The organism is Pseudomonas sp. GW821-FHT09H03 (assembly GCF_059415945.1).
Window position 1 is genome coordinate 197,520 of the sequence record NZ_JBWKOF010000010.1, and the last position, 24,842, is coordinate 222,361.

The 24,842-nt window shown below is 57.3% G+C and carries 19 protein-coding genes, 1 tRNA gene and 1 pseudogene; 11 read left to right on the forward strand and 10 right to left on the reverse strand.

Features of this window, described 5'->3' with window-relative positions; all coding sequences use genetic code 11:
• The first annotated feature begins 200 nt into the window (after nt 1–200).
• From uca to AC07OG_RS16550, 7 genes are all read left to right on the forward strand, one after another.
• Nucleotides 201–3,902, forward strand: coding sequence for an urea carboxylase (uca, locus tag AC07OG_RS16520; protein WP_495067514.1), 3,702 nt, complete (start codon nt 201–203; stop codon nt 3,900–3,902).
• Between the two features lie 24 nt (nt 3,903–3,926).
• A complete protein-coding gene (gene atzF / locus AC07OG_RS16525) occupies nt 3,927–5,705 on the forward strand; it encodes an allophanate hydrolase (protein WP_495067515.1) in 1,779 nt (592 codons plus the stop codon).
• A 409-nt stretch (nt 5,706–6,114) separates the two neighbouring features.
• The gene (locus AC07OG_RS16530) at nt 6,115–7,608 is read left to right on the forward strand and encodes a sensor domain-containing diguanylate cyclase (protein WP_495067516.1); all 1,494 of its coding nucleotides are present in this window, start codon (nt 6,115–6,117) and stop codon (nt 7,606–7,608) included.
• Nucleotides 7,595–7,813, forward strand: a complete 219-nt coding sequence (locus tag AC07OG_RS16535; RefSeq protein WP_218425690.1) for a cysteine-rich CWC family protein — start codon at nt 7,595–7,597, stop codon at nt 7,811–7,813. The genes AC07OG_RS16530 and AC07OG_RS16535 overlap by 14 nt, the downstream gene beginning before the upstream one ends.
• A gap of 33 nt (nt 7,814–7,846) precedes the next feature.
• Nucleotides 7,847–8,539 carry a pseudouridine synthase gene (locus AC07OG_RS16540; protein WP_495067517.1) on the forward strand — a complete coding sequence of 231 codons (693 nt, stop codon included), beginning with the start codon at nt 7,847–7,849 and terminating at the stop codon, nt 8,537–8,539.
• 311 nt (nt 8,540–8,850) lie between these two features.
• Nucleotides 8,851–9,735: an alpha/beta fold hydrolase gene (locus AC07OG_RS16545; protein ID WP_060540685.1), complete on the forward strand. Its 885-nt coding sequence runs from the start codon at nt 8,851–8,853 to the stop codon at nt 9,733–9,735.
• Nucleotides 9,736–10,010: 275 nt separating this feature from the next.
• Nucleotides 10,011–10,084: transfer RNA gene (locus tag AC07OG_RS16550), tRNA-Gly, on the forward strand.
• A gap of 344 nt (nt 10,085–10,428) precedes the next feature.
• Here AC07OG_RS16550 and AC07OG_RS16555 read toward each other — a convergent pair.
• A pseudogene (locus tag AC07OG_RS16555) lies at nt 10,429–10,615 on the reverse strand (hypothetical protein); the annotation flags it as partial.
• 276 nt (nt 10,616–10,891) lie between these two features.
• Here AC07OG_RS16555 and AC07OG_RS16560 point away from each other — a divergent pair.
• Nucleotides 10,892–11,980, forward strand: a complete 1,089-nt coding sequence (locus AC07OG_RS16560) for an asparaginase (RefSeq protein WP_060540686.1) — start codon at nt 10,892–10,894, stop codon at nt 11,978–11,980.
• Nucleotides 11,981–12,090: 110 nt separating this feature from the next.
• On the forward strand, nt 12,091–12,333 hold the full coding sequence (locus tag AC07OG_RS16565) for an AbrB/MazE/SpoVT family DNA-binding domain-containing protein (RefSeq protein ID WP_060540687.1): 243 nt from the start codon (nt 12,091–12,093) through the stop codon (nt 12,331–12,333).
• 369 nt (nt 12,334–12,702) lie between these two features.
• Here AC07OG_RS16565 and AC07OG_RS16570 read toward each other — a convergent pair whose 3' ends face one another.
• From AC07OG_RS16570 to AC07OG_RS16595, 6 genes are all read right to left on the reverse strand, one after another.
• Nucleotides 12,703–12,852 (reverse strand): hypothetical protein, encoded by a 150-nt coding sequence (locus AC07OG_RS16570; RefSeq protein ID WP_495067518.1) that lies wholly within the window; start codon nt 12,850–12,852, stop codon nt 12,703–12,705.
• A gap of 343 nt (nt 12,853–13,195) precedes the next feature.
• On the reverse strand, nt 13,196–13,525 hold the full coding sequence (locus tag AC07OG_RS16575; RefSeq protein ID WP_007992577.1) for a DHCW motif cupin fold protein: 330 nt from the start codon (nt 13,523–13,525) through the stop codon (nt 13,196–13,198).
• Between the two features lie 321 nt (nt 13,526–13,846).
• Nucleotides 13,847–14,599 (reverse strand): alpha/beta fold hydrolase, encoded by a 753-nt coding sequence (locus tag AC07OG_RS16580; protein ID WP_495067519.1) that lies wholly within the window; start codon nt 14,597–14,599, stop codon nt 13,847–13,849.
• 504 nt (nt 14,600–15,103) lie between these two features.
• The gene (gene metC, locus AC07OG_RS16585; RefSeq protein ID WP_495067520.1) at nt 15,104–16,288 is read right to left on the reverse strand and encodes a cystathionine beta-lyase; all 1,185 of its coding nucleotides are present in this window, start codon (nt 16,286–16,288) and stop codon (nt 15,104–15,106) included.
• A 236-nt stretch (nt 16,289–16,524) separates the two neighbouring features.
• Nucleotides 16,525–17,304: an aldolase gene (locus AC07OG_RS16590; RefSeq protein WP_495067521.1), complete on the reverse strand. Its 780-nt coding sequence runs from the start codon at nt 17,302–17,304 to the stop codon at nt 16,525–16,527.
• 194 nt (nt 17,305–17,498) lie between these two features.
• On the reverse strand, nt 17,499–18,392 hold the full coding sequence (locus AC07OG_RS16595) for a dihydrodipicolinate synthase family protein (RefSeq protein WP_495067522.1): 894 nt from the start codon (nt 18,390–18,392) through the stop codon (nt 17,499–17,501).
• 182 nt (nt 18,393–18,574) lie between these two features.
• Between AC07OG_RS16595 and pdxR the strand changes: the two genes are divergently transcribed.
• Nucleotides 18,575–20,077, forward strand: a complete 1,503-nt coding sequence (pdxR, locus tag AC07OG_RS16600; protein ID WP_495067523.1) for a MocR-like pyridoxine biosynthesis transcription factor PdxR — start codon at nt 18,575–18,577, stop codon at nt 20,075–20,077.
• Nucleotides 20,078–20,284: 207 nt separating this feature from the next.
• Nucleotides 20,285–20,902, forward strand: a complete 618-nt coding sequence (locus AC07OG_RS16605; RefSeq protein ID WP_495067524.1) for a DJ-1/PfpI family protein — start codon at nt 20,285–20,287, stop codon at nt 20,900–20,902.
• A gap of 359 nt (nt 20,903–21,261) precedes the next feature.
• Here the strand turns inward: AC07OG_RS16605 and AC07OG_RS16610 are convergent, their stop codons facing one another.
• The 3 genes from AC07OG_RS16610 to AC07OG_RS16620 all read right to left on the reverse strand — a co-directional run bounded on the left by AC07OG_RS16610 (nt 21,262) and on the right by AC07OG_RS16620 (nt 24,832).
• Nucleotides 21,262–22,005, reverse strand: a complete 744-nt coding sequence (locus AC07OG_RS16610) for a sulfite exporter TauE/SafE family protein (protein ID WP_495067525.1) — start codon at nt 22,003–22,005, stop codon at nt 21,262–21,264.
• 570 nt (nt 22,006–22,575) lie between these two features.
• Nucleotides 22,576–23,805, reverse strand: coding sequence for an OprD family porin (locus AC07OG_RS16615; RefSeq protein ID WP_495067526.1), 1,230 nt, complete (start codon nt 23,803–23,805; stop codon nt 22,576–22,578).
• 88 nt (nt 23,806–23,893) lie between these two features.
• Complete coding sequence (locus AC07OG_RS16620) at nt 23,894–24,832, reverse strand: hydroxymethylglutaryl-CoA lyase (protein ID WP_495067527.1); 939 nt, start codon at nt 24,830–24,832, stop codon at nt 23,894–23,896.
• Nucleotides 24,833–24,842 lie beyond the last annotated feature (10 nt).

Sequence of the window (24,842 nt, forward strand, 5' to 3'; positions counted from 1 at the left end):
ACTCCCAATGTGGGAGCGGGCTTGCTCGCGAAGGGGCCGTCACATCCAACATCGATGTCGACTGACACTGCGCTTTCGCGAGCAAGCCCGCTCCCACAGGGGACGGCGGTGTTTGAAGAACTCTGATTTTTCATCCGGGACGGCCCGGATGCCTCAAGAAAAACTGCGGGACGGCCCGCATCCCCTCCAGGGGTTATGCCATGTTCGAAAAAGTCCTGATTGCCAACCGTGGTGCCATTGCCTGTCGCATCCTGCGCACCCTGCGCGAACTGCATGTGCAAGGCGTCGCGGTGTACTCCGAAGCCGATGCCGCCAGCCTGCACATCCTGCAAGCCGACGAGGCCCACAGCCTCGGTGAAGGCGCGGCGGCTGGCACTTATCTGGCGGTCGACAAGATCCTCGCCATCGCCCGCGCAAGCGGCGCCAGCGCAATCCATCCGGGCTACGGCTTCCTCTCGGAAAACGCCGCGTTCGCCGAAGCCTGCGAAGCCGCCGGCATCGCCTTCATCGGCCCGACCGCGCAGCAGCTGCGGGTATTCGGCCTCAAGCACACCGCCCGCGCCCTGGCCAAACAACACGGCGTGCCGATGCTCGAAGGTACCGAGCTGCTCGACAGCCTCGACGCTGCCTTGGCGGCCGGCGATCAGGTCGGCTACCCGGTGATGCTCAAAAGCACCGCCGGCGGTGGCGGCATCGGTATGCGTGTATGCCGCAACGCGACCGAATTGAGCGAATCCTTCGAGGCGGTCAAACGCCTCGGCCAGAATAACTTCAGCGACGCCGGGGTGTTCATCGAGAAGTACATCCAGCGCGCCCGGCATCTGGAAGTGCAGGTATTCGGCGATGGCCGAGGCGAAGTGATTGCCCTCGGCGTGCGCGATTGCTCGGTGCAGCGGCGCAACCAGAAAGTGCTCGAAGAAACCCCGGCGCCGAACCTGCCCGAGGGCATGGCCGAAGAACTCTGCGCGGCGGCGATCAAGCTGGCCCAGGCGGTGAACTACCGCAGCGCCGGTACCGTGGAATTTGTCTTCGATAGCGAAGACCAGCGTTTCTACTTTCTGGAAGTGAACACCCGACTGCAGGTCGAGCATGGCGTCACCGAGCAAGTGTGGGGCGTCGACCTGGTGCGCTGGATGGTGCAACTGGCCGCCGGTGACCTGCCGCCGCTGGGTGAGTTGAGTCAGGGTCTGCAACCCGAGGGCCACGCGATTCAGGCGCGCTTGTATGCCGAGGATCCGGGCCGCGATTTTCAACCGAGCCCCGGCCTGCTCACCGCCGTGGATTTCCCTGCGGCCAATGGCATACAACTGCGCATCGACACCTGGGTCGAAGCCGGCTGCGAGATTCCGCCGTTTTTCGACCCGATGATCGCCAAGGTCATCAGTTGGGCGCCGAGCCGTGAACAGGCGCGCGCCGATCTGCATCAGGCCCTGGGTGCCAGCCTGCTGTATGGCGTGGAAACCAACCGCGATTACCTGCGGCAGATCCTGCTCGATACGCCTTTCGCCAGCGGCCAGCCGTGGACCCGTTGCCTGGAAGGCCTGGTGTATCAGGCCAACACGTTCGAGGTGCTCAGCGCCGGCACCCAGACCAGCGTTCAGGATTACCCCGGTCGCCTCGGGTACTGGGCGGTCGGCGTGCCGCCGTCGGGACCGATGGACAGTCGTGCGTTGCGCCTGGGTAACCGCTTGCTGGGCAATGACGAGGGTGCGGCGGCGCTGGAAATCACCATGAGCGGACCGCTGCTGCGCTTCAATTGCGCGGCCGTTGTCGCCGTCACGGGCGCGGTGATCCCGCTGACGTTGAACGGTGAAGCGGTGTCGATGAATACCGCCCTGCGGGTGCCGGCCGGTGCCACCTTGAGCCTGGGCACGATTGCCGGTGCCGGCGCGCGCAGCTATCTGTGCCTGCGCGGCGGCCTGCAGGTGCCCGATTATCTGGGCAGTAAAAGCACCTTCACCCTCGGCCAGTTCGGCGGTCATGGCGGTCGCGCCCTGCGTACCGGCGACGTGCTGCATGTACCCGCCCTGGGCGACCACAGCGCCGGTCAACAACTGGCTGAAGAACAGGTCTGCGCGTTGCCCGGGGTGCGGCAGATCCGGGTGATCTACGGCCCCCACGGTGCGCCGGAGTATTTCACCGAAAACTACATCGCCACCTTCTTCGCCACGCAGTGGGAAGTGCACTTCAACTCCAGCCGCACCGGCGTGCGCCTGATCGGACCCAAGCCTGAATGGGTACGCGCCGATGGCGGCGAGGCCGGGCTGCATCCGTCGAACATTCATGACAATCCGTACGCCATCGGCGCGGTGGATTTCACCGGCGACATGCCGGTGATCCTCGGCCCGGATGGCCCGAGCCTCGGCGGGTTCGTCTGCCCGGTGACGGTGATCGAGGCGGATCTTTGGCAGCTGGGGCAGCTCAAGGCCGGGGACAAAGTCCAGTTCCATCCCGTCGATCTCAAAACCGCCCGCGTATTGGCAACAGAGAACAATTGTGGCGAGGGGGCTTGCCCCCGTTCGGCTGCGAAGCAGTCGCCAAGCCACCAAATCGGTACACCTGACGCAGCGTTGATTCACGACTTGGGGGTGCTTCGCCCCCCAGCGGGGGCAAGCCCCCTCGCCACAGACAATGCGTTCCACCCGGGGGCGGTGTCGCCGGTGGTAATGGATCTGGGTCAGGGGGACACGCGACTGGTCGCAAGGTTGTCGGGAGATACGCACCTTCTCCTTGAGATTGGCGCCCCCGAACTCGACCTGGTCCTGCGCTTTCGCGCCCACGCCCTGATGCAAGCCCTGGAAAGCAAAAACCTGCACGGCGTGATCGACCTGACGCCGGGCATCCGCTCGCTGCAGGTGCACTACCAGCCCGAGCAACTGTCGCTGGCGGATCTGCTCGGCATCGTCGCCGGCGAATGGGACGCCGTTTGCGCCGCCAAGGACCTGCAAGTACCGTCGCGCATCGTCCATCTGCCGTTGTCCTGGGACGACCCTGCCTGCCAGTTGGCGATCGAAAAATACATGACCACCGTGCGCAAGGATGCCCCCTGGTGCCCAAGCAACCTGGAGTTCATCCGCCGCATCAACGACCTGCCGAACCTCGATGAAGTGCAGCGTACGGTGTTCGACGCCAGTTATCTGGTGATGGGCCTGGGCGACGTTTACCTCGGCGCCCCGGTCGCTACCCCGCTGGACCCGCGTCACCGCCTGGTGACCACCAAGTACAACCCGGCCCGCACCTGGACCGCGGAAAACTCGGTGGGCATCGGTGGTGCCTACATGTGCGTGTACGGCATGGAAGGTCCCGGCGGATACCAGTTCGTCGGGCGTACCTTGCAGATGTGGAACCGCTACCGCGAAGTCGCCGCGTTCGATGGCAAACCCTGGCTGCTGCGCTTCTTCGACCAGATCCGTTTCTACCCGGTGAGCGCCGATGAACTGCTGCGCATTCGTCGCGACTTCCCCCTCGGGCGCTTCGATCTGAACATCGAACACAGTCAGCTGAACCTGGCGGATTACCAGGCGTTCCTGGCGAAAGAAGCCGAAACCATCGCCGCGTTTCGCGAGCAGCAACAAGGCGCGTTCAACGCCGAACGCGAGCGCTGGATCGCCAGCGGCCAGGCGCATTTCGACAGCGAGGAACCGGCCCCGCAAGCCAGCGAAGACGCACCGCTGGGCAGTGGAGAACTGAGCGTCGACAGCCACATCGCCGGCAACCTCTGGCAGGTTCAGGTGGCTTGCGGCAAGCGGGTCGAGGCTGGCGATGTGCTGGTGATCCTGGAGTCGATGAAGATGGAAATCCCCCTGCTCGCACCGATGGCCGGCGTGGTTCGCGAGATTCGCGTGCAACCGGGTTCGGCGGTGCGTGCCGGACAGCGCGTCGTGGTGCTGGAACTCGACTGAACCCATTTGAAAAGGACCAATGCCATGAACATCAATCTGCAACTCGACGCCCTGCGCAACGCTTACCGCGACGGCAGTACCACGCCCCGGCAGCTGCTGCGCAATCTGCGCGACAAAGCGGCGGCGCTGAACCCGGATTACCACCTGTTCATCCACTTGCTCAGCGTCGATGAACTGGAACCCTACCTGGCCAACCTCGACGGTCGCGACATCGACAGCCTGCCCCTGTACGGCGTGCCGTTCGCGATCAAGGACAACATCGATCTGGCGGGCATTCCAACCACGGCAGCGTGCCCGGCGTTTGCCTATGTGCCGGAGCGCTCGGCCACCATCGTCGAGCAACTGCTGGCCCTCGGCGCCATACCGCTGGGCAAGACCAACCTCGACCAGTTCGCCACCGGACTCAATGGCAGCCGCTCGCCCTATGGCGCCTGTCCCAACAGCGTACTGGCGGAGTATCCGTCAGGTGGTTCCAGTGCCGGATCGTCATTGGCGGTGGCGCTGGGCGTGGCGAGCTTTGCATTGGGCACCGATACCGCAGGCTCCGGACGCGTACCAGCGGCATTGAACAATCTGGTCGGCTTGAAAGCCACCAAGGGCTTGATCTCTACAGCGGGTGTGGTGCCGGCCTGTCGCACGCTCGATTGCGTCACCACCTTCACCGCCACCGCCAGGGAAGCCAGCCAGTTGCTGGCGCTCACCGCGCGCCTGGACCCACGGGACGCCTACAGCCGCAGCAATCCACTATGGAATGACGGCTCGGCGTTCGGCGCCATCCGTCCGTTGCGCTTCGGCGTACCCCGTGCCGAAGACCTGCAATTCTTCGGCTGCCCTGAAGGACCGCAGTTGTTCACCAAGGCCATAGATCAACTCAAGGCCCTGGGCGGTGAAGCCGTGGAACTGGATCTGTCGCCGTTCCTGGAAGCCGCGCGCCTGCTCTATGAGGGCCCATGGGTGGCCGAGCGCTACAGCGTGGCCGGCGAGTTGATGGAGCAAAATCCAGAGGCTGTGCTGCCGGTGATTCGCGCGGTATTGGCCAAGGCCCCGGCGGTCAGCGGCGTGCAAACCTTCCGCGCCCAATATCGCCTGCAAGCGCTCAAGGCCCTGTGCGACAAAGCGCTGGACGGCCTCGATTGCGTCCTCACCCCGACCATCGGCCGCCCGGTCACCCTGGCTGAACTGGAAGCCGAACCGGTGCTGCGCAACTCGCAACTGGGTTACTACACCAACTTCATGAACCTGCTCGACTACGCCGCCGTCGCCGTGCCCAGCGGGTTCATGGACAACGGCTTGCCGTGGGGTGTGACGCTGTTTGGCCGGGCATTTACCGATCAATATCTGTTGAGCGTGGCGGATGCCTTGCAGCGCCAGCAAAGCGCGACCACGAGCGCCCCGACCACCGTCGCGCGCAATGACCGGGCGCGCCTGGTGGTCTGCGGTGCGCATCTGGATGGGCTGGCCTTGAACTGGCAGCTCAAACAGCGTGGCGCCCGCCTGGTTGAAACAACGTGCAGCTCACCGGACTACCAACTGTACGCCCTGGCAGGAGGCCCGCCGTTTCGGCCGGGCATGGTCCGCGTCAAGGAAGGTGGCGTGGCGATTGCGGTGGAAGTCTGGGAACTGCCGAGCAGCGAACTGGGTTCATTCCTGACCGGGATTCCGGCACCGCTGGGGTTGGGCAAGGTGCAACTGGCGGATGGACGCTGGGAGAGCGGGTTCATTTGTGAGACGTACGGGTTGGAGGGGGCGGTGGATATCAGTCATTTGGGAGGGTGGCGGGCGTATCTGGAAACTCGGGGCTGATCCGGGATCGCCGCCCTCACCCTAACCCTCTCCCGAAGGAGAGGGGACTGACCGAGGCGACTGTCGAATCGCAATGATCCCGGAAACCGGGCCGAACTCATCACTTGACGACAACAAAGATCGGCCCCCTTTCCCCCCGTGGGGAGAGGGGAATGAGCCAAGCGATTTTCGAATTGCATTGATACCGGAAAACGCGTCGAACGCATCACGTGAGAACAACAAAGATCGGCTCCCTTTCCCCCTCTCCCCTCTGGGGAGAGGGCTGGGGTGAGGGGGTTGGCCCTGTCTGACACCACAATGTTCGGTCAATCACCTTCTATCACCCCCCATTCCCCCAACAAATGCAGCAGTTATTTCGGCAAAGTGCCACTAGAATGCTACCCATCGGTCCTCTGCCAATGGAATTGTCATGCCGCCCCGCTCGCCTCTGTATGCTCAACGCTGGTTGGTACTCACGCTGGTCGCGCTGCTGGGCGCCGGGTTTCTCGCGACCTCCCTCCTCAGCTACTACGCCTCGCGGGCGTCGATCCGCGACAACATCGTCAACACTGAGCTGCCGCTGACATCGGACACGGTCTATTCGGAAATCCAGAAAGACCTCGTCAGGCCCATCCTCATTTCCTCGATGATGTCCCGCGACACCTTCATGCGTGACTGGGTGGTCAACGGTGAAAAAGACTCCGACCAGATGACCCGTTACCTCAACGAGGTCATGACCCACTACGGCGCCTACACCGCGTTCTTCGTCTCCAACACCAGCCTGACCTATTACCACGCCAAGGGCGTGCTCAAGCAGGTCAAGGCCACGGAGCCTCGCGACGCCTGGTACTTTCGCGTGCGAGACATGAACGATCCTTACGAGATCAACCTCGATCCGGACCTCGCCAACAAGGACAACCTGACCTTCTTCATCAACTACAAGGTCTACGACTACAACAACCGTTTCATCGGTGCGGCGGGTGTCGGCCTGACAGTCGATGCGGTAATCAAGCTGATCGACAAGTACCAGCAGCGCTACCAGCGCAGCGTGTACTTCGTCGACAACTTCGCGCGCCTGGTACTCACCGGTGCCGAGGGTGGCCCGCAAGGCGCACAGATCGGCCAGAAACTCAGCCAACTGTCGAGCATGAAGGACCTCGTCAGCCAACTGCCCAAACCCCACATCGGCAGCTATGAATACTCCGTCCAGGGTCAAGGGCATTTCCTCAACGTACGGTTCATCCCGGAACTGAACTGGTACCTGTTCGTCGACAAGCTCGAAGACGGCGCGCTCAATGACATTCGTCAGTCGCTGTACCTCAACCTGCTGATTTGCCTGGTGGTCACGCTGGTCGTGATGGTTTTGCTCAATCGCGTGATCAAACGCTTTCAGGACAGGATCCAGGCCCAGGCGACGCTCGACAGCCTGACCGAACTGCCCAACCGGCGCGGTTTCGACCTGCTGGCCGTGCAGGCCATTCTCGAAGCCCAACGTGAACTGAACCCACTGACCGCGCTGCTGCTCGATCTGGACCACTTCAAGGCCCTGAACGACACCTACGGTCACCTGGCCGGTGATCAGGTGCTGAGCGGTTTTGCCCGCGACCTGCAGAGTTGCCTGCGCCACTGCGACATCGTCTGCCGCTGGGGCGGTGAAGAATTCATCGTCCTGCTCAAGGATACCGACGCCGAGACCGGCCACGAGATCGCCGAGAAAATCCGCCAATACGTGGCGCATCAGCGTTATGCGTACAACGAACACATGATGCAAGTCACCGTCAGCATCGGCCTCACCGCCCTGCAGCCCGATGACACCTTGCACAGCCTGCTGTCGCGGGCGGATCATGGGATGTATCGGGCCAAGCAAAGCGGCCGCAATCGAACCTGCGTGGAAATGCCTCACACTACTTATGAACCAGCCTGACCTCTGCCCGGCCTGCGGTGCATCCAACGATTGCGCCCTGGCCGACCCGCGAACCGCCGACCGGGCTTGCTGGTGCTACGGCGTCAGCATCGACCCGGCAGTGCTCCAGGCGCTGCCCGCCGAACTGCGCAACGCGGCCTGCCTGTGCCCGCGCTGCGCCGAGGTCGAGGCGCAGTTGCAAGCAGCGACCCAGCCATTGAAGTAAGATGCGCGGCCCTTTCTTCACCGGCCCTAAGTCATGCGCGTTGACCGCTTCCTCAGCAATCTGCCGTGCTTCAACCGCAAGCAGGTGCGCCTGTTGCTGGTGGAAAAGCGCGTGCGGGTTGACGGAGAAATCGTCAGCGATCCGCACAGTGAAGTCCGCGAGTTCAGCCGCGTCGAAGTCGACGGCGATGTGCTGCAGGTCGGCAAGCCCCTGCGCCACTTCATGCTGCACAAGCCCGCCGGATGCGTCAGCGCCACCCGCGACCCGCAGCACCCGACCGTGCTCGATCTGATCCATGAGCCGGACAAGCACGAACTGCACATAGCCGGTCGCCTGGACTTCAACACCACCGGCCTGATGCTGATCACCAACGACGGCAGCTGGTCACGCCGCCTGACCCAACCCCAGACGAAGCTGCCCAAGGTCTACTACGTCGAAACCGAACAGGACATCGGCCCCGAATACGCCATCACGTTCAGCCAAGGGTTGTACTTCGCTTTCGAAGACCTCACCACCCAACCCGCCGAGTTGGAGTTGCTCGCCGCCAGGTCCGCACGCCTGAGCATCGTCGAAGGCCGCTACCATCAGGTGAAGCGAATGTTCGGCCACTTCGACAACAAAGTGCTGCGCCTGCACCGCGAACGCATGGGCCCGCTAGTCCTCGACGATGCGTTGAAACCGGGCGATTACCGCCCGCTGACCGCTCAAGAGATCGAATTGATCTAAGCAGCCTACCGCTGAGCAGAAGTTGTCCAACAATTTACCAAAGGCACTTGCACATTGATGTGACCCCTGCTTGAATCAGGACGTCGGCCGAAATGTGACCGACGAGTCACCCCATACTTCTAAGAAACTTTTTGTCGGTTGGAACCCAAGGTTCCGCGTGGTACCGGCAAACTGCCCGCCAATAACAATACCCGTCGACCGGACTGCAATGGATCGACATGGGCCCCTCAAATTCCAGGCGTATGCCTACCTGTCACAAAGCTCGTGCAATCTCATTTGCGCGCATACCCGCTTGCCAGGAGTCATATGACATGAGGCCAGAAATCGCTGTGCTGGATATACAAGGTCAGTATCGGGTTTACACGGAGTTCTATCGCGCAGACGCCGCAGAGAAGACCATTATTCTGGTCAACGGCTCGATGGCCACGACTGCGTCGTTTGCACAAACCGTGAAAAACCTTCATCCGCAGTTCAATGTGGTCTGCTACGACCAGCCCTACGCGGGCAAGTCCAAGGCGCACAACCTGCATGAAAAAATGCTCACCAAGGAAATCGAAGGGCAAATTCTCCTGGAGCTGATCGACCACTTCGGGGCCGAACACGTGCTGTCATTTTCCTGGGGCGGCGCCGCGACACTGGTCGCGTTGTCGCAACGGCCACGACGCATCGAGAAGGCCGTGATCAGCTCGTTCTCTCCGGAGATCAACGCGCACATGCTCGACTACCTCGAACGCGGCGTCGACTACCTCGGCAGCCGGGACGGCGACCGGGTCGGCAATCTGGTGAACAGCACCATCGGCAAACACCTGCCGACGTTGTTCAAGCGCTTCAACTATCGGCACGTCAGTTCCCTGGCCGAACATGAATACGGGCAGATGCATTTCCACATCAGCGACCTGTTGCACAGCGATCGTCAGTGCTTCTTCAAGGCTGCGCAGAAAATCAACGTGCCGGTACTGTTCATGAACGGCGAATGGGACGAATACACCGCCGCCGATGGCGCCCGGTTGTTCGCCAATCACGTACAGCAAGCCACCTTCACCACCCTTGAGGCCACCGGCCACTTTCTCGACATGGAACACAAAGCCGCCTGCCGAGACAGCCGCAACGCACTGATGGGCTTCCTGAAACCGGCCCTGCACGAAAGCCGACCGCGGTACCACTACGTCCAGGACCAACATGCACTGGCATTCTGAAACAGAGTCATCGCGAGCAAGCTTCGCTCTACAGTAATGAACCCATTGCTGCAGGAGCGAAGCTTGCCCGCGAACGACCGCCACGCGGTCCGTGTCTTGTTTCGCCTGCGCTAAAGCTATCTGGCGTAAAGAAAAACTTCATTTCCCCGCGCACATCTGGTACAAAGTCACCGCTCTGAGCGGGTGTCGTATAATGGCATTACTCCAGCTTCCCAAGCTGATAACGAGGGTTCTTATTCGGCCCTTGCGCTAGGTGCATAAAGAAGCAGAATTAAGCGGGTATAGTTTAGTGGCAAAACGAAAGCTTCCCAAGCTTTAGTTGAGGGTTCGATTCCCTCTACCCGCTCCACCTCCCCCAGTATTTCCGGGCCTTCCAGCCGCCCCCCCCCCACTTTCCAGCCGCCAAATCAACTCGCAGCCCCCCACGCCCAACTCCCTCAAAAGCCAAAAAAATTGGTGCACTAGCGATGCCGGCCACTCTGACGCCCAGGCAGATCGGCCTCACTCAGCAGCCCTTCAATAAATACCTACACACTCGTTGTGCCACCTTGCCAGCCAGGGTCAGATTAGCCATTGATCATGCATGTGAGTGACTGGATGATGGAGAGGGAGTGAGGTCGGTCAGAACTCGGGTGAAATCCTCGACGGGTTCGGCTGTCCGATTTCGAAATCAAGTTAGGCCGTTAACGGTACCTACGGGGGCGGCACCTGACTGGATTGCTCCCTGGCCTGCACGCGCTGGGCATCGCTCGCAAGGCAACGTTCGATGAACTGAAGCTCCTGATCGAGCTCGCCAGCGCGTTTTTTCCAAAGCTTTCAGCACCGCCTGATGCTCCTTCTGCACCTCTTCCGGCGCATTGGCGAGCCCTGCCAGCCTCCTCCCAGTTTCGTAGGGCCAAGCGGTTTTTATCGTGATCATTTTCGGACTGCCGAACACAAAGCCTCCACATCGTCGGAAAACCGGACGTCGATCTGTATTGCGAAACAAAATCTTATAATAAATTGTTATATATCAAATAGTTACAATATTTATCCAGACAAAGTGCAGCTGGTACAGATCCTGCTCTCCTCCAAGCTCCCACGGCATTCAGACCTGCCCGGGGTGTTTCTAGATGAACCTGCATCAGCATCGTCATTACAACTAGAGAGAAAAATAATGAAATCTGCTTTCAATACCTTTGTTCCGGGCGCCTTGGCCCTCCTGCTGCTACTCCCTACCGCACTTCAAGCAAAAGAAGTCGAAACCAAACAAAAACTGGCTAACGTTGTGATCCTCGCTACCGGCGGGACTATCGCCGGGGCTGGTGCCAGCGCCGCCAACAGCGCCACTTATCAAGCGGCCAAAGTGGGTATCGATCAGTTGATTGCTGGCGTGCCCGAGCTGAGTCAATTGGCCAATGTGCGTGGCGAACAAGTCATGCAAATCGCGTCGGAAAGCATCACCAACGAAAACCTGCTGCAACTGGGTCGCCGCGTCGCGGAACTGGCCGACAGCAAAGACGTCGATGGCATCGTGATTACTCACGGTACCGACACCCTGGAAGAGACCGCATACTTCCTTAACCTGGTGGAAAAAACCGACAAGCCAATCGTGGTCGTTGGCTCGATGCGCCCAGGCACCGCCATGTCTGCCGACGGTATGCTGAACCTGTACAACGCCGTCGCGGTCGCCAGCAGCAAAGATGCGCATGGCAAAGGTGTACTGGTCACCATGAACGACGAGATCCAGTCGGGTCGTGATGTGAGCAAGATGATCAACATCAAGACTGAAGCCTTCAAAAGCGCCTGGGGCCCGCTGGGTATGGTGGTCGAAGGCAAATCCTATTGGTTCCGCCTGCCAGCCAAGCGTCACACCATGGACTCTGAATTCGACATCAAAACCATCAAGAGCCTGCCTGACGTCGAAATTGCTTACTCCTATGGCAATGTCAGCGACACCGCTTACAAGGCCCTGGCTCAATCTGGCGCTAAAGCCATCATCCATGCTGGCACTGGCAATGGCTCGGTCTCTTCGCGCGTCGTCCCATCCTTGCAGGCGTTGCGTAAGGACGGCGTACAGATCATTCGTTCTTCCCACGTCAATGCCGGTGGTTTTGTACTGCGTAACGCAGAGCAGCCTGATGACAAATACGACTGGGTCGTTGCCCATGACCTGAACCCGCAAAAAGCCCGCATCCTGGCGATGGTTGCTCTGACCAAGACTCAGGACAGCAAAGAACTGCAACGGATGTTCTGGGAATACTGATTCACCTCGCCCGACCTGATCAGGTCGGGCACCCCTTTGCGCATCAGTACTAATAACCAGCCGACCGGTAAGCCCACCTGACGTTGACTCAGAAACAATGGAGACTACACGTGACAAAGCCACCTATGAAAATCATGATCGAAGAATGGGATGGTGACGGTGCGATTCGAATTCCCGATGAGGCATTACAGGAGCTCGAACTGGATGTCGGCGACGCTGTGTACTTAATAGAAGAATTTGTCGGCAACACGCGCTGCCTTGTCCTATCAAAAACGCCTCAGATTGCGGATCGAATAGACGAGCTCTCTCAAGCCTGGGATAGCGGACAGCTGTGTAACGCCCAGGAGAAATGAAACAGTCGCAATGCCCTTCCTTGACGCACTCACGGAAGGCCGCCTGTAATAAGTGATGGAGCGAGAGCTGCCTCGATCAAGCGGGCGTTAGGTACAGCTCGGCGCACGTCTTCTATGGCGCCCGCTATAGCGTCATGTGCAGAGGGTGCTTCACGGACAAATTCCAACGCCAGGCGGCTTGGCTGTCCGACTCCGACCAATGCATCATCACAGCCTTCTACCGCCAAGCGATCCATAATCGCATCCATATCGTTGTCGTCAGACGGCAGTTGGTACTTCAGGGTGAAAGTACATTCCATCTCAAATCCCCCGCATCAACAGGCTCTTGCTGGATATTTACTTGAATGGGATGCGACAAGCAGTTGTTCATCATGCTGGTATCTCCTTATCGACGAAGATCAGCCGGGCCCGCTGGCCCGAAGCAGCGACTTTAAGAAAATGCATCGACACGCCACCTGCTGCGGAGCCGGCCTTGCGCTCCAACATCCGCACTTGCGCGTAGGTCAGGACGGGATTCACGGATGAATCCGGCGAAGGTTGAAACGCGCGCTTGCTGGGTTCATCAGGCAGTCCATGGTCAGGTCGGCGCCATAGGAGGTACGGATGTAGACGCTGACGCCGAATTGACCTAGGTGCCGCCGTAAGACTGCCCCACCCCAGGTAGGCAGAAATCCAGCAATAGGCAATGGTTCGCGAAGAATAAACTGGGTCAGTGACATCTCGGCCAACGGGTTAATTCGGCGTCAGCACCCACAAACCGGCCAAGAGCAGTCATTCGTACAGGAGCATTTCAGACCCCAGATTGCGGAAGCATCCGCTGCCAACGGATTGGGTGGGTGCATTTTACAGGTCGCCCCCACGACTAATCCACAATGAACAACTTCGCCCCGGTCGTAGTGAATGACCGATGTCCCTCAGCATTATTGCCCACCTGATAGCTCATGCCTGGCGTCAGTGTGAACTGACGACCATCTTCCAGTTCTGTATGCAACTGACCCTCCAGGCACAACAGGATGTGCCCCCTCCAACACCAGTGATCGGCCAGATATCCAGGGCTGTATTCGACCATCCGCACACGCGCTGAACCAAACTGGCAGGTACGCCAATAGGCTGTGCCTGTCTGACCGGCATGCGCCACCGGCTCTATCGTTGACCAATCGGTGGTACCAAATGGGATTGCAGTGAGATCCATTGTTGCCTCATCGAAATGCAATAAATACAGACCGTATCATTCGGGCGATGGTGCCGATAGACACAGAAGGCCCGCATTTATGGGATACAGGCGCGGTGAGAGAAACTGCCTTCAGCCTGCCACTGGATAACCATTCAGTGCTGCTATCGCGGGTAACTCATTGACCGCTTCACGCTCTGAGCCGGTCGTGACAGGCAGAGAATGGTAAGCGTCTTGCGAAGCCATCTCGACGAAGGAAAATCACGCGTTTTGCAGTGACGGCCAGAAACCTTAGCAACATATCGACAGCAGCATTTAGGCTACAGGCGATCTAGGATGGCTTTATTTTTTTTCGATGATGGAGGTGATTGCGGACGAAAATTGGTGGGCATCTTCAAGCATCATCAGGTGGCCACAATTTTTCATCTCTCGGTATGACGCGGCTTTATCTTTGACCCAGGCGGGAATGTGCCATCCATTGGCTGATCGTTCGCCTGCAATAAGATGGAGCGGATTGTCATCAACCCAGCCTTTGATTCCATCCAGGTAGGCAGGGGCGCCCGTGATATCAACGACTGAGGCTGCCATTTGTTGAAGCGTGCTCGCCGGCTGAAAGGAAAGAGAGGTTATCGCAGCCAACAAGGTAGCCTCGGTTGGTTTAACTCCAGCTCCATGCAGCCATTTTTCAGGTTTTGAACGGTCATCCGCCAACTTGGCCTCGACTTCTTCGAGTGGCATCTTTGCCAGCTTTTGCGACCAAAAGGCGTCATCCAACGTGAAGTTGCCTTCAACACTTATCACGGCTTCCACGCGATCCGGGTACGCTGCGGCAAAAAGCGCAGCAATTGCACCACCGACCGAGTGCCCTACGAGGTACCAGCGGTCATGTGGTGCAGAGACTGCATTCATTTCCTTATGAAGATACTCGACCTGAGCATTTAGGCTAATCATTGCCGGATCGACTTCTGCCAATGAGCCGTAGCCGAGCATTTCAGGAGCGAGCATTTGCGTAAACTTCGCCCCCTCCATCAGGACGGTTTCCTTGAGTGGGCCGATTAAGCCGTGAATAAAAACTATGCGGATTGAATGAAGCATCTATCTCTCCAATTAGTATCTTGAGTTCCTATTAGAGTAAGCCGCGAATGCATCGCGTTCGGCCAACCTAGCCTCCGTCAATGCTACTGCGATGAAAACTATGATTTTTCATGTCTGGTGCGTTGAACCGTTGGCGCCCACGTCGAATTGATCCAGTTGCCGAGATATCACTGACCCAATCTGTTCTTCTCGAACCATTGCCTATGCGTGATTTTTGCAAATTCAGAGGTGAGGCAGTCTTGCATCCGCCCGTGGTCAATTCGGCATCGGCGTTAACACAAGCACATTTTAGATTTGCCACTTGATTTGTACACACCCCATGCATTTCGATTAAGCGCACCCTTGGGCGCTAGTCCTTAACCAATGTTGTCGGCGGCGCTAACAAAAGTCTAATGCGGAGCATCAATAGTTATTTGTATTAAAACGCTATTTGTAGGGTTTATAATTATTATGCACTAATCAGCGTATTCTGACTTGCTCTTGCATCGAGATAGCAAGCCGGTGCTACCCCTCCCTGTTGAGTCGTTCAAAGCCCAAGGTGAGATCGTGCTTCAGATCATTGATGTCTTCCAGCCCAACTTGAATACGCAAGGCGTACCCAGCTTCCAACCAATCAGTCGCCGTTCTGTATGATTGGCAGTTGAACGGCATGATCAAACTTTCGAAGCCACCCCATGAAAGCCCCATACTAAAAACAGACATATTATCAAGCATATTGCTTAGGCTTTTTTTGCTGTATTTCTTGTTTAAAATGACAGAAAACAACCCGGACGACCCGGTAAAGTCACGCTTCCAGAGTTCGTGCCCTGGACATCCTTCAAATGCTGGATGTAGCACCTTTTCGATCTCAGGGCACTTTTGAAGCCAGGCAGCGAGTTCTATAGCCTTCTTCTCAGCCTCCTTCAACCTCAAATGCATTGTACGTAAACCACGCAATGCCAAAATACAATCATCAGCACCAGGCAGCATTGCTATTGCATCGTACGTAGCTCTGAGTCCAGGCCAGCACTCTTCATTGGCGGATGCTAGTCCAAGCAGAATATCGGAGTGTCCTCCAAGGTATTTGGTGCCTGCCTCGACAGATATATCAATCCCATGAGCATGGGCATTAAAGAAAATCGGCGTGGCCCACGTATTATCCAAAATAGTCTTAATGCCATATTTTTTTGCCACTTGGACAATGGCGGGGATATCTTGGATCTCCATCGTTTGAGAGCCAGGCGACTCCATGAAAATAACCGTGGTATTGCTTTTTACGAGCGCCTCAATATCATAACCAATCAAGGGATCATAATAGCTCGTCTGGACACCAAATTTAGCGAGAAAACCATCACAAAAAACTCGAGATGGCCGATAGATGGTGTCTGGCATCAGTATGTGATCACCTACCTTAGTTAAACTCCATAGTGCTAAAGCCACGGAACCCAATCCTGATGGCGACAGAACAGTGCCCGCCGCACCAGTTAGCTGTGTCCATGCATCTTCCAGGTTCGCAATCGTTGGAGTACCGCAGGTTCCATAATGAAAACGGTTGCGCTTAAGCTCTATATCCTCAAGCGTTTTATAGATGACGGTGGAGCCTTTGTAGAGCGGAGGATTGACAAAGCCTGACTGCTCATCAGGATTTCTTCCGAGCATTGTAAGTTGAGTGCCGATGCTAAATTTCGAGATGTTTTTGCGAGAGTCCATAATCGACCTCAGCGAACTGATTAAGTTTAACAGCTGCCTTACCGCCAGTCCTCTGGTGCGTCTAAATACACCCAGACTGGTACGATGTGGTATTTAATAATTTTGACAGCAGCGCCTCATGACAACCCCCATGCATCTAAGTGTCGGCGAGCTAACACTTAGGCACATGATGCGGAGCGCCCACCCACGAACATTCAATTAGTTCGCAGCAACAGCCATTTCAGGAGCATCAACGGCTATTGGGGTGAATCGACTTGTTTTTCCCGCATGGAATCTACCTGGCGACACCAATAGTCAAACGTTCCGTTAACAATCGAAGGCTTCAGGAGGTAATCGTGAGCCTCACTTGCCAAGGCATCATCCAGCGGTACCAATGGGCCGAACACCCGAGCACGAACCTGCATGCGTGCTGCGCGCTCGAGATAAACACAGAGGTAGGTAGCTTCCTGGATGTTCCCGGTGGTGAGCTGACCGTGGTGCGCGAGCAGGATGGAGCGCTTTTTTCCAAGGGCGGCGGAAATGACTACGCCTTCGTGATCGGCAATCGGGACGCCTGGCCATTCGCTCAGAAAAGCGCAATCGTTGTGGAAGGGTGTCATATCCATTTGAGAAACGATCAGGGGCTGGCGAGCGGCGACCAAGACAGATACCCAAGGAGAGTGGGTGTGAATGATGCTCTGGATATCAGGACGCGCTTCATAGACCCACAGGTGGAAACGCGTAGCAGGGTTTGCCATCCCGGATCCTGTAAGGGTATTCAGGTCACGGTCAACCTCGATAAAGTCTCCTGCTGTCGCTTCGTCGAACCCCAAGCCGAAACGCAATGTCCAGTAGGCATCAGGCCGTTCCGAACGAGCACTGATCTGGCCAGCCAAACCAGCTTCCTGACCTGTCATGGCGAGGATGCGACATGCGTAGGCAAGCTGTTCCTGTATTGAACGCTGTTGTGGTTTCAGATGTTCCTTCATCTCTCGTGTGGCACGGTCGTCGAAATATTCTTTGCTTCGTAAGTCCATACTATCTCCTCGAGGAGGTGCCTTCGACACCAGCTTTTCTCCAAGCGCGAAAACAATTCAGGTTGCCACTTCATACAATTTTTTGCCTGCTCCTGTTTTACCGGACGCATCCTGTCGGATGGATTGGAGCACGACGCCGTTTGCGTGTGCCCAAGTCGCGTAAAACCTGTCGCCTAGCACAAGTGAAGTGCGAACTATCGCTCCAGCTCCAACTCTTTCAACAACGTGGCGACAATTTGCCGATCATTGCCCTCCAACGCTTTCAGGGGCAGCGGCAAACATGGTCGGCTTACCAGGTTCAGCAACTCGGCCATCGCCGCCACGACTCGGAGGCTTCCGTGATTGCCAAACAACGTCCATAAAGGCCGTAACTTCTCCGACAGCCGAGCAGCTTCCTGCCAATTCCCTGCTTGTGCAGCGCGTGTAATTGCCACCGCCAAGTCTGGTAGCAACCCTCCGATTACGGAGTACCAAGCGTCGCAACCGGCATTCAAACCAGTCACAGCCGAAGCATCACCACTGACACCGATGGTCACATTGACGGGTATCAACGCACGAAGGCGATCAACTCGTGCCCTGGCAGCATCTAGATCTGCCGGTACCGCCGGGATCTTGATAGAGCCCACATTAGGCAGTTGCGCGATACGCCCATGTAGTTCGTCGCTGAACTCGAAGTGGGTAGTGTAGGGATTGTCATACACGCAAAGTGGTACAGACAGATCACGCGTCACCGCTTCATAGAGCCCAAATACCTCGTCAGCAGTCAGCTTCTGGTAAGACACTGGGGCGAGCAGAACGGCGCTTGCTCCAGCTTTCTGCGCCTGTTCCGCCAGAGCCTGTACGTCTCGAGTGCGCAACGCACCGATACCAACGATTACCGGAACGTCGCCTGCGTGCTTCACCGCAAGCTGTGCGGTTCGCAGCCGCTCTGCATGAGTCAGATATGCATAACTGCCGGTCGAACCGAGGGCTCCAATGGAGTCAACACCGGCAGTCGCAAGGCGCTCGATCAATCGGATATAGGCCGTTTCGTCAAGGCCGCTTTCATCCATGGGGGTCAAGGGAAATGCACTGAGACCGGAGAACATTGTTGAGACTCCTGCGTGGGTTGAAGTGGAAAAGTTGTGCGTTTGTATTGCTTTGGCAGTACAGAGACATCAGATCAGTCAAGATCGTCGGGCAGTGGTGATAAGGCCTTCATACAAATTGTGTTGATTAACTGGCCTATGGTATAGAGCCAATATCCAACATAATTAATGAGCCAGAATTGATGGCAAGAAAAGCGAATGTTGTTGAAATTCCATCGCTAGGCGCTCTGGATCGAACCACAGGCCAATTAGGACGACAGCTTGCGCAAGCTCTGAGATCTGCGATCCGCAGGGGTGACGTTAAACCGGGCGAACTCCTTCCATCGACACGCATTCTCGCCAAATCGCTGACGATTGCCCGAGGCACCGTTATCGAGGCATTTGAGCAGCTGATTGCGGAGGGCTTTCTAGAATCGCAAGGCAGAGCGGGCACGCGGGTTGCCCGTTCTTTGGTTGACATGTCTCCAACTAGCAAGCAGAAGGAAAGTACGCCAACTGAAACACTGCCGTGGACACCTTCTGCGCGAATCGAGAGGTTCGCTCAAGTGGCCCAGCAATTTGGAGCAGCTCCTCAGATTCCATTCTCAGTCTCTGTACCGATTGGTAAGGCAGCTCCTGATGATATTTGGCGCCGCCTTGGTAATCGTATTAGGGCGCGAGGCCCAGGAGCGCCATCGGGATACGGTGATCCGAAGGGCGCCCTTGAGCTACGGGAAGCCGTAGCCGATTACGTGCGCAAGTCACGATCTGTCAGATGTGAAGCTAGCCAAGTCATCATCACATCCGGCACGCAACAGGGCCTATACCTCGCCTGCCAGGTGCTTCTTGATGTCGGGGATTTTGCGTGGGTGGAGGATCCGGCCTACCGGGGTATCACCGCGATTTTGGAAAGCGCAGGCCATACGAATCAAATGATCCGCGTCCCTGTTGATGCTGAGGGTTTGAATGTTGAAAGCGGAATAGAGCAATGCCCCCAGGCCCGTGCAGCCTTCGTGACCTCATCACATCAATACCCGCTCGGCATGCCGATGAGTATGGCCAGACGCAATGCCTTGTTGTCATGGGCCAGAGCTTCAAACTCCTGGATTGTCGAGGACGATTATGATGGTGAGTTGCGTTATGCAGGCCATCCCTTTCCGTCCTTACAGGGACTAGACCCCGAGCGCGTCATCTACTTAGGAACATTCAGCAAAATATTGTTCCCATCTTTACGGCTCGGATACGCAATCGTTCCACCATGCCTGGTGCAAGCCTTTTGTGGGGCAAGAGTCCTGATGGATCGGCATCCTGCCAACGCCGATCAGCATGTTCTCGCTGCATTCATCGCAGAAGGACATTTGGATCGACACATCCGGAGAATTCGCGGAGTGTATGCGGACATTCACAGGCAAATAATCGAGGCCGTAAATAAACTGATCCCCCACAGCCTTGCATGGCTGGAACCCAGTGATCAGGGTATGCATTTGGTTCTATGGCTAAAGGGCGACATCGATGATAAGTGGGTTGCCTTGAAAGCCTCAGAAGATCAAGTATCAGTACGTGCAGTGTCCACAATGTACGCCGGTGGCAATGGCCGCCCAGGGGTGATTTTGGGCTTGGGTGGGTTCAGCCCTGAAGAAATTGAGTCCGCCACCAGACGCCTTGCACACGTCATCACGTTGGCTGCGCAGAACCCTGCTGAATAATCTTGCTCCAAGTGTCCCCCGCCTGTTGTAGCTGACGCCGAATTGACCCACCGGAAACAGACGATGTATCCATGACAATAATTTGATTGCCTTGCATGCACTCCATAGCATGCTTTTTTCAAGCCTGACTTGAGCAGCCGACGCTCGCCGTTGTGGCGTACCTGCTTCACGTTCTGTTCCTGACCATATGCAGAGGAAGAAAACAGCATGCACGTAGCAATCCTTACTTTTGAAGGCTACAACGAACTCGACTCGCTCATCGCCTTGGGCATTCTAAATCGAATCAAGAAGCCTGGCTGGCGTGTATCAATTGCCAGCCCAACAGCCAAAGTTCGCTCCATGAACGGGGTTGTCATCGAATCCCATGTGTCGCTTTCAGAAGCGAGCAAGGCCGACGCCGTTATCGTCGGCAGTGGCATACAAACCCGAGACGTGGTTGCCGACCCGGCGCTCATGGCGCAGCTGGAGCTTGATCCTACAAGGCAACTACTGGGCGCTCAGTGCTCCGGAACCCTGATACTGGCAAAGCTCGGGCTGCTCGATGGAATTCCTGCCTGCACGGATCTAACGACGAAACCTTGGGTTCAGGAAGCAGGTGTCGAAATTCTCAATCAAGCATTTTTCGCCCAAGGCAACCTTGCCACTGCGGGTGGGTGCCTTGCATCCCAATATCTGGCCACCTGGATTATCGCCCGCCTGGAAGGCATTGAAGCAGCAGAGAGTGCAATGCACTACGTAGCGCCGGTAGGCGAAAAGGAAGACTACGTTAAACGTGCAATGCGGAACATCACCCCCTACTTGCCCCAGAAGCAAATCGCTCTTTAAACGCCATCAAAAAGATGGGCCCTCGAAGCGAGCCGTTCGCTTAATCTGTTGAAATCTTGAGGTGCATGGTCTTGTATGAGGCTATGCACCTCATCTTTTGAGGAGACAACCATGGGGAATAAATCTTCCCAAGGCCAGAGCATCTAGCCGGTAAAGCACCTCAAAACCCAATTAAACACCGATTCACACCCATTCAACAGTAGACGCTGACGCCGAATCGACCCACGTACCGACGCAAGACTGCCCTACCCCAAGTAGGCAGAAATCCAGCATAGTCAGTGGTTCGCGAGGAATAAGACTGGGTCAGTGACATCTCGGCCACTGGGTCATTTCGGCGTCAGCACCAACACTCAACATTCCTAAAGTAATTCGCGCAAAGCCAGCACGATGCCAGATGCGAAGAGTAGCCAAACTAACAGCCAGCGGAACTGGTGGTCTGTCAGCCGTCGATAGACTGCCAGGCCGACCTGCGAGGCTATGAGGGTCGCTGGAAGCGCGATGACTGTTAGTACGAGCGTCTCACGCGAGTAGTAGCCCTGCCAAGCAAACATGACGACGGCTATCGAGAGAATTATCAAGTTGTAAGGGCGGAGCACGGCGCTGGTCTCGCCCTTAGTCCAAAGCTGCATCGCACACCACATAGTTGGCAGCACACCAGAAAGCGAGGCTGCTCCGCCAAAGACGCCCCCTAAGAAACCAATGAAGACATCGGCCACAGGCATCGGGCGATCAATCTGTGGAAGCGACCGCCGCAGTAAGAAGAACACACCGTAAAGCAGCATGAAGCTGCAAATCACAATCTTCAATATTGTCGCGCTGATGAATCCAAGTATCGCTGCGCCTAGAGGTGCCCCGATTAAAGCTGGCATCAGTAAGCGGGAAAGACGCCTGGTTCCACTCGGTAGGTCGCGGCGGACGCTCCAAACCCCCTGGAGGCCGCTCGCGACAGACATTGCCGCCACGATGGAAACGGCCTGCCACGGTGGCAACACTTGAAGCCAGATGCCAAGCGATAGCAATGCGGTACCGAACCCTGCAAGTCCATTTATGAATCCGCCGGCGGCAGCACCGGCTAGTAGCGGGAGAAGGAGTTCAAGCGGCATATCAGTTTATCCAATGAAAAGGCTCATTTCTGAGTCTGAAGACGATTGCTATAAAGGCTTGCGCAGTGAGTGCGTTAAAATCACAAAAGAGGATATGAGCGACTTCTTCAAGTAACCGACGAGCCAGGAATATTACATCTCAATGGTGTCCGAGTGATGGTCAGCCACTTGGCGCCGAGGTGCAGTTCCAGATGCCAGGCCTCTGCGTCGCGCAGCACGAAAAATTCCCGCGCAGTGCCCGTCTCGACCAGGGTCGCTTGGGTTTTCTGCGCAATGGCTTTTTCTTTAGCGGCCCTCCCTGCTTGGCGGTGAGTCGCACAGGGTCAACTCCTGACACCGGGACCACATAAAAAAGGGCTTGTAGTGATACAAGCCCTTTTTTTGTCTTACACGTAACCAGCAACTATTGTTTGCTTGAACACGCCAACACCAACACACAGACCATCACGCAATTGGAATCTCGACAGTTTGCGTCCCTCTATCAGGGCGCATACATCAGTTGCGCATGACTGGGTCATAGTTGCCCTCCCCACAACAAGACACAAACCGGCAGATTCTGGCTCACCGGACTCACCACAATTTCCAGGTGTAACCGGCGATCAGGCGATTCTCATCGATCTTCTGAGTCAGGCCATTGCCGGACCGGAAGGTGACGTTGCGCCAGCGCAGGTTCACGCCTTCGAGCATTCCACTCTGGAAGACATAGCTGAGGTCGGTATCGCGCTCCCACTCAGTGCCATCGCGTACCGTACTGGTGCGAATGTCGTCGCCTTTCACATAACGGTTCATGAGCGTCAGGCCCGGGATTCCGAGGGCTGCGAAGTCATAATCATGGCGTAGTTGCCACGATTTTTCATTGGCCCTGGAGAAGGAGTTGTAGGTAACCAGGTTTACCAAATAGGGCATGCTGGTGTCGATGTAGGGGAATGCGCTGTCGCCTGACAGACTCTGGAATGCGGCGCCGATTCGATGCGCCCCGACCGACAGGGTGAACATGCCGTTGAAGTTGCGGTTATCAATTTTTCCGGCTTTGCTGGCGCCGATGTCATTGCTGTCAAAATAGCGCAGGTCGGAACGCAGGCTCACTCCCTCTGCTAGCGGCAGTACATGAACCAGCCCGGCGTATTGCTGGCGATAGATGTCCTGTAGATCACCGTGGTGGTAAGTCAGCGTCAGGTTTTTGCCAAACGCATAGTCACCACCGAGCAAGTCCATATGATCGCTGCTCTGGCCGGCAAAGCTGATGTCGTCTCGGTGCGAGTAGTTACGGTCCTTGCTTTCGGTCAATCTCGCCGCGGTGAAGGTCAAGTCGTCGATTTCCTTCGACGTCAGGTAGGCGCCAGTGAACGTCTGGGGCAGCAATCGGGTATCCGAGTAGTACGCCAGCGGATGGGTCGGTATCAGGGTTCCCACTTTGAGCTGGGTCTGGGACAGGCGCATTTTTGCGGTTGGGCCCAGTGCGCTGTATTCGTCCACTGGCTCGTGGCTTTGCGGGCCGAAAGCTAGCAAGCCTGTGCCACGCCGATCTCGGCTGGAGTCGAGTTTTATGCCCAGTGTACCCAAGGCGTCGAAGCCGAATCCCACAGCGCCGTCGGTGTAGCCAGACTGAAATTGGGCGATGAAGCCTTGGGCCCATTCCTCGGCCTTGGCCTGGGGAGCGCCACTTTGGCGAAAGTCCCGATTCAAATAAAAGTTACGGGTGGCCAAAGTCGCGCTGCTGTCTTCGACGAAGCCTGCCTGGGCGAAATTGAGGTCGCACAAAACCAGTCCCGCGGTGGCGAGAGATAGATACCTGTTCATTTTTTTATTGTTCTCTAAGGTGTGGTTGAAGAGCTTTCAAGGCTGTGTGGGTTAAGTGGAGCTCACAGAATTCGGAGAATTTTGTACGTTAAGCCCGCGCGATACCCTCCGTAGAGGTTTGAGCGGCCCGCTCGCGCTGCCGGATCAGCCAGCGCGCCGAATGGCCGCCCAACGTTCGGCCGAGCAAGGACTCGGCAAACTCGATCGCACTCAGCAGCGCAACTGGGTTGATGCCGGTGTCGAAGCCCGAGTTCTCGGCCAGCAAGACGAGGTCCTCCGTGGCGAGGTTGCCGGCAGCGCCGGGCGCAAACGGGCAGCCACCGATGCCGCCGGCGCTGGCATCAAAGCGGCGCACGCCGGCTTCGATTGCCGCCCACGCATTGGCCACGCCCATCCCGCGGGTATCGTGCAGGTGAATCGACAAGCGATCGAGCGGTACGACAGTCGCCAGTTCGGTCATGCGCCGACGCACCTCTGCGGGGAACGCGGACCCGATGGTGTCCGCGATCACCACCTCGTCGGCACCGGCCGCATACATCTCGGCTGCCAGTACCTTCACGCGGTCAAGCGGCGTGGCCCCCTCGAACGGGCAGTCGAAAGCCACGGCGATATAGGCGCGTGTCTTGATCCCGCTCGCGCGCGCCTCGCGCAGCACCAACGCGGACTCTTCGCGCGCCTGCGTCAGGCTCATGTTGATGTTGCGGCGATTCATTTCCTCCGTCGCCGACAGGACGACCGCGACTTCCCGGCAACCCGCCTGCAGCGCTCGGTGCAGACCCTTGAGGTTCGGCACCAGGACCGATGTGCGGAGTGTCGGCAGGCGCTGCTGAAGACCCAGAACGACGTCGGCCGCATCGGCCATCTGGGGAACAGCCTTGGGCGATACAAAGCTCGTTGCCTCCACGCTGGCAACGCCGGCTGCCACGAGGTGCTGCGCAAGCGCCAGCTTGGCCTCGGTGGACACCTGGGCGCACTGGTTCTGCAGCCCGTCGCGCATGCACACATCGGTGATATAAAGACGTTCCATGAAGTCAGCT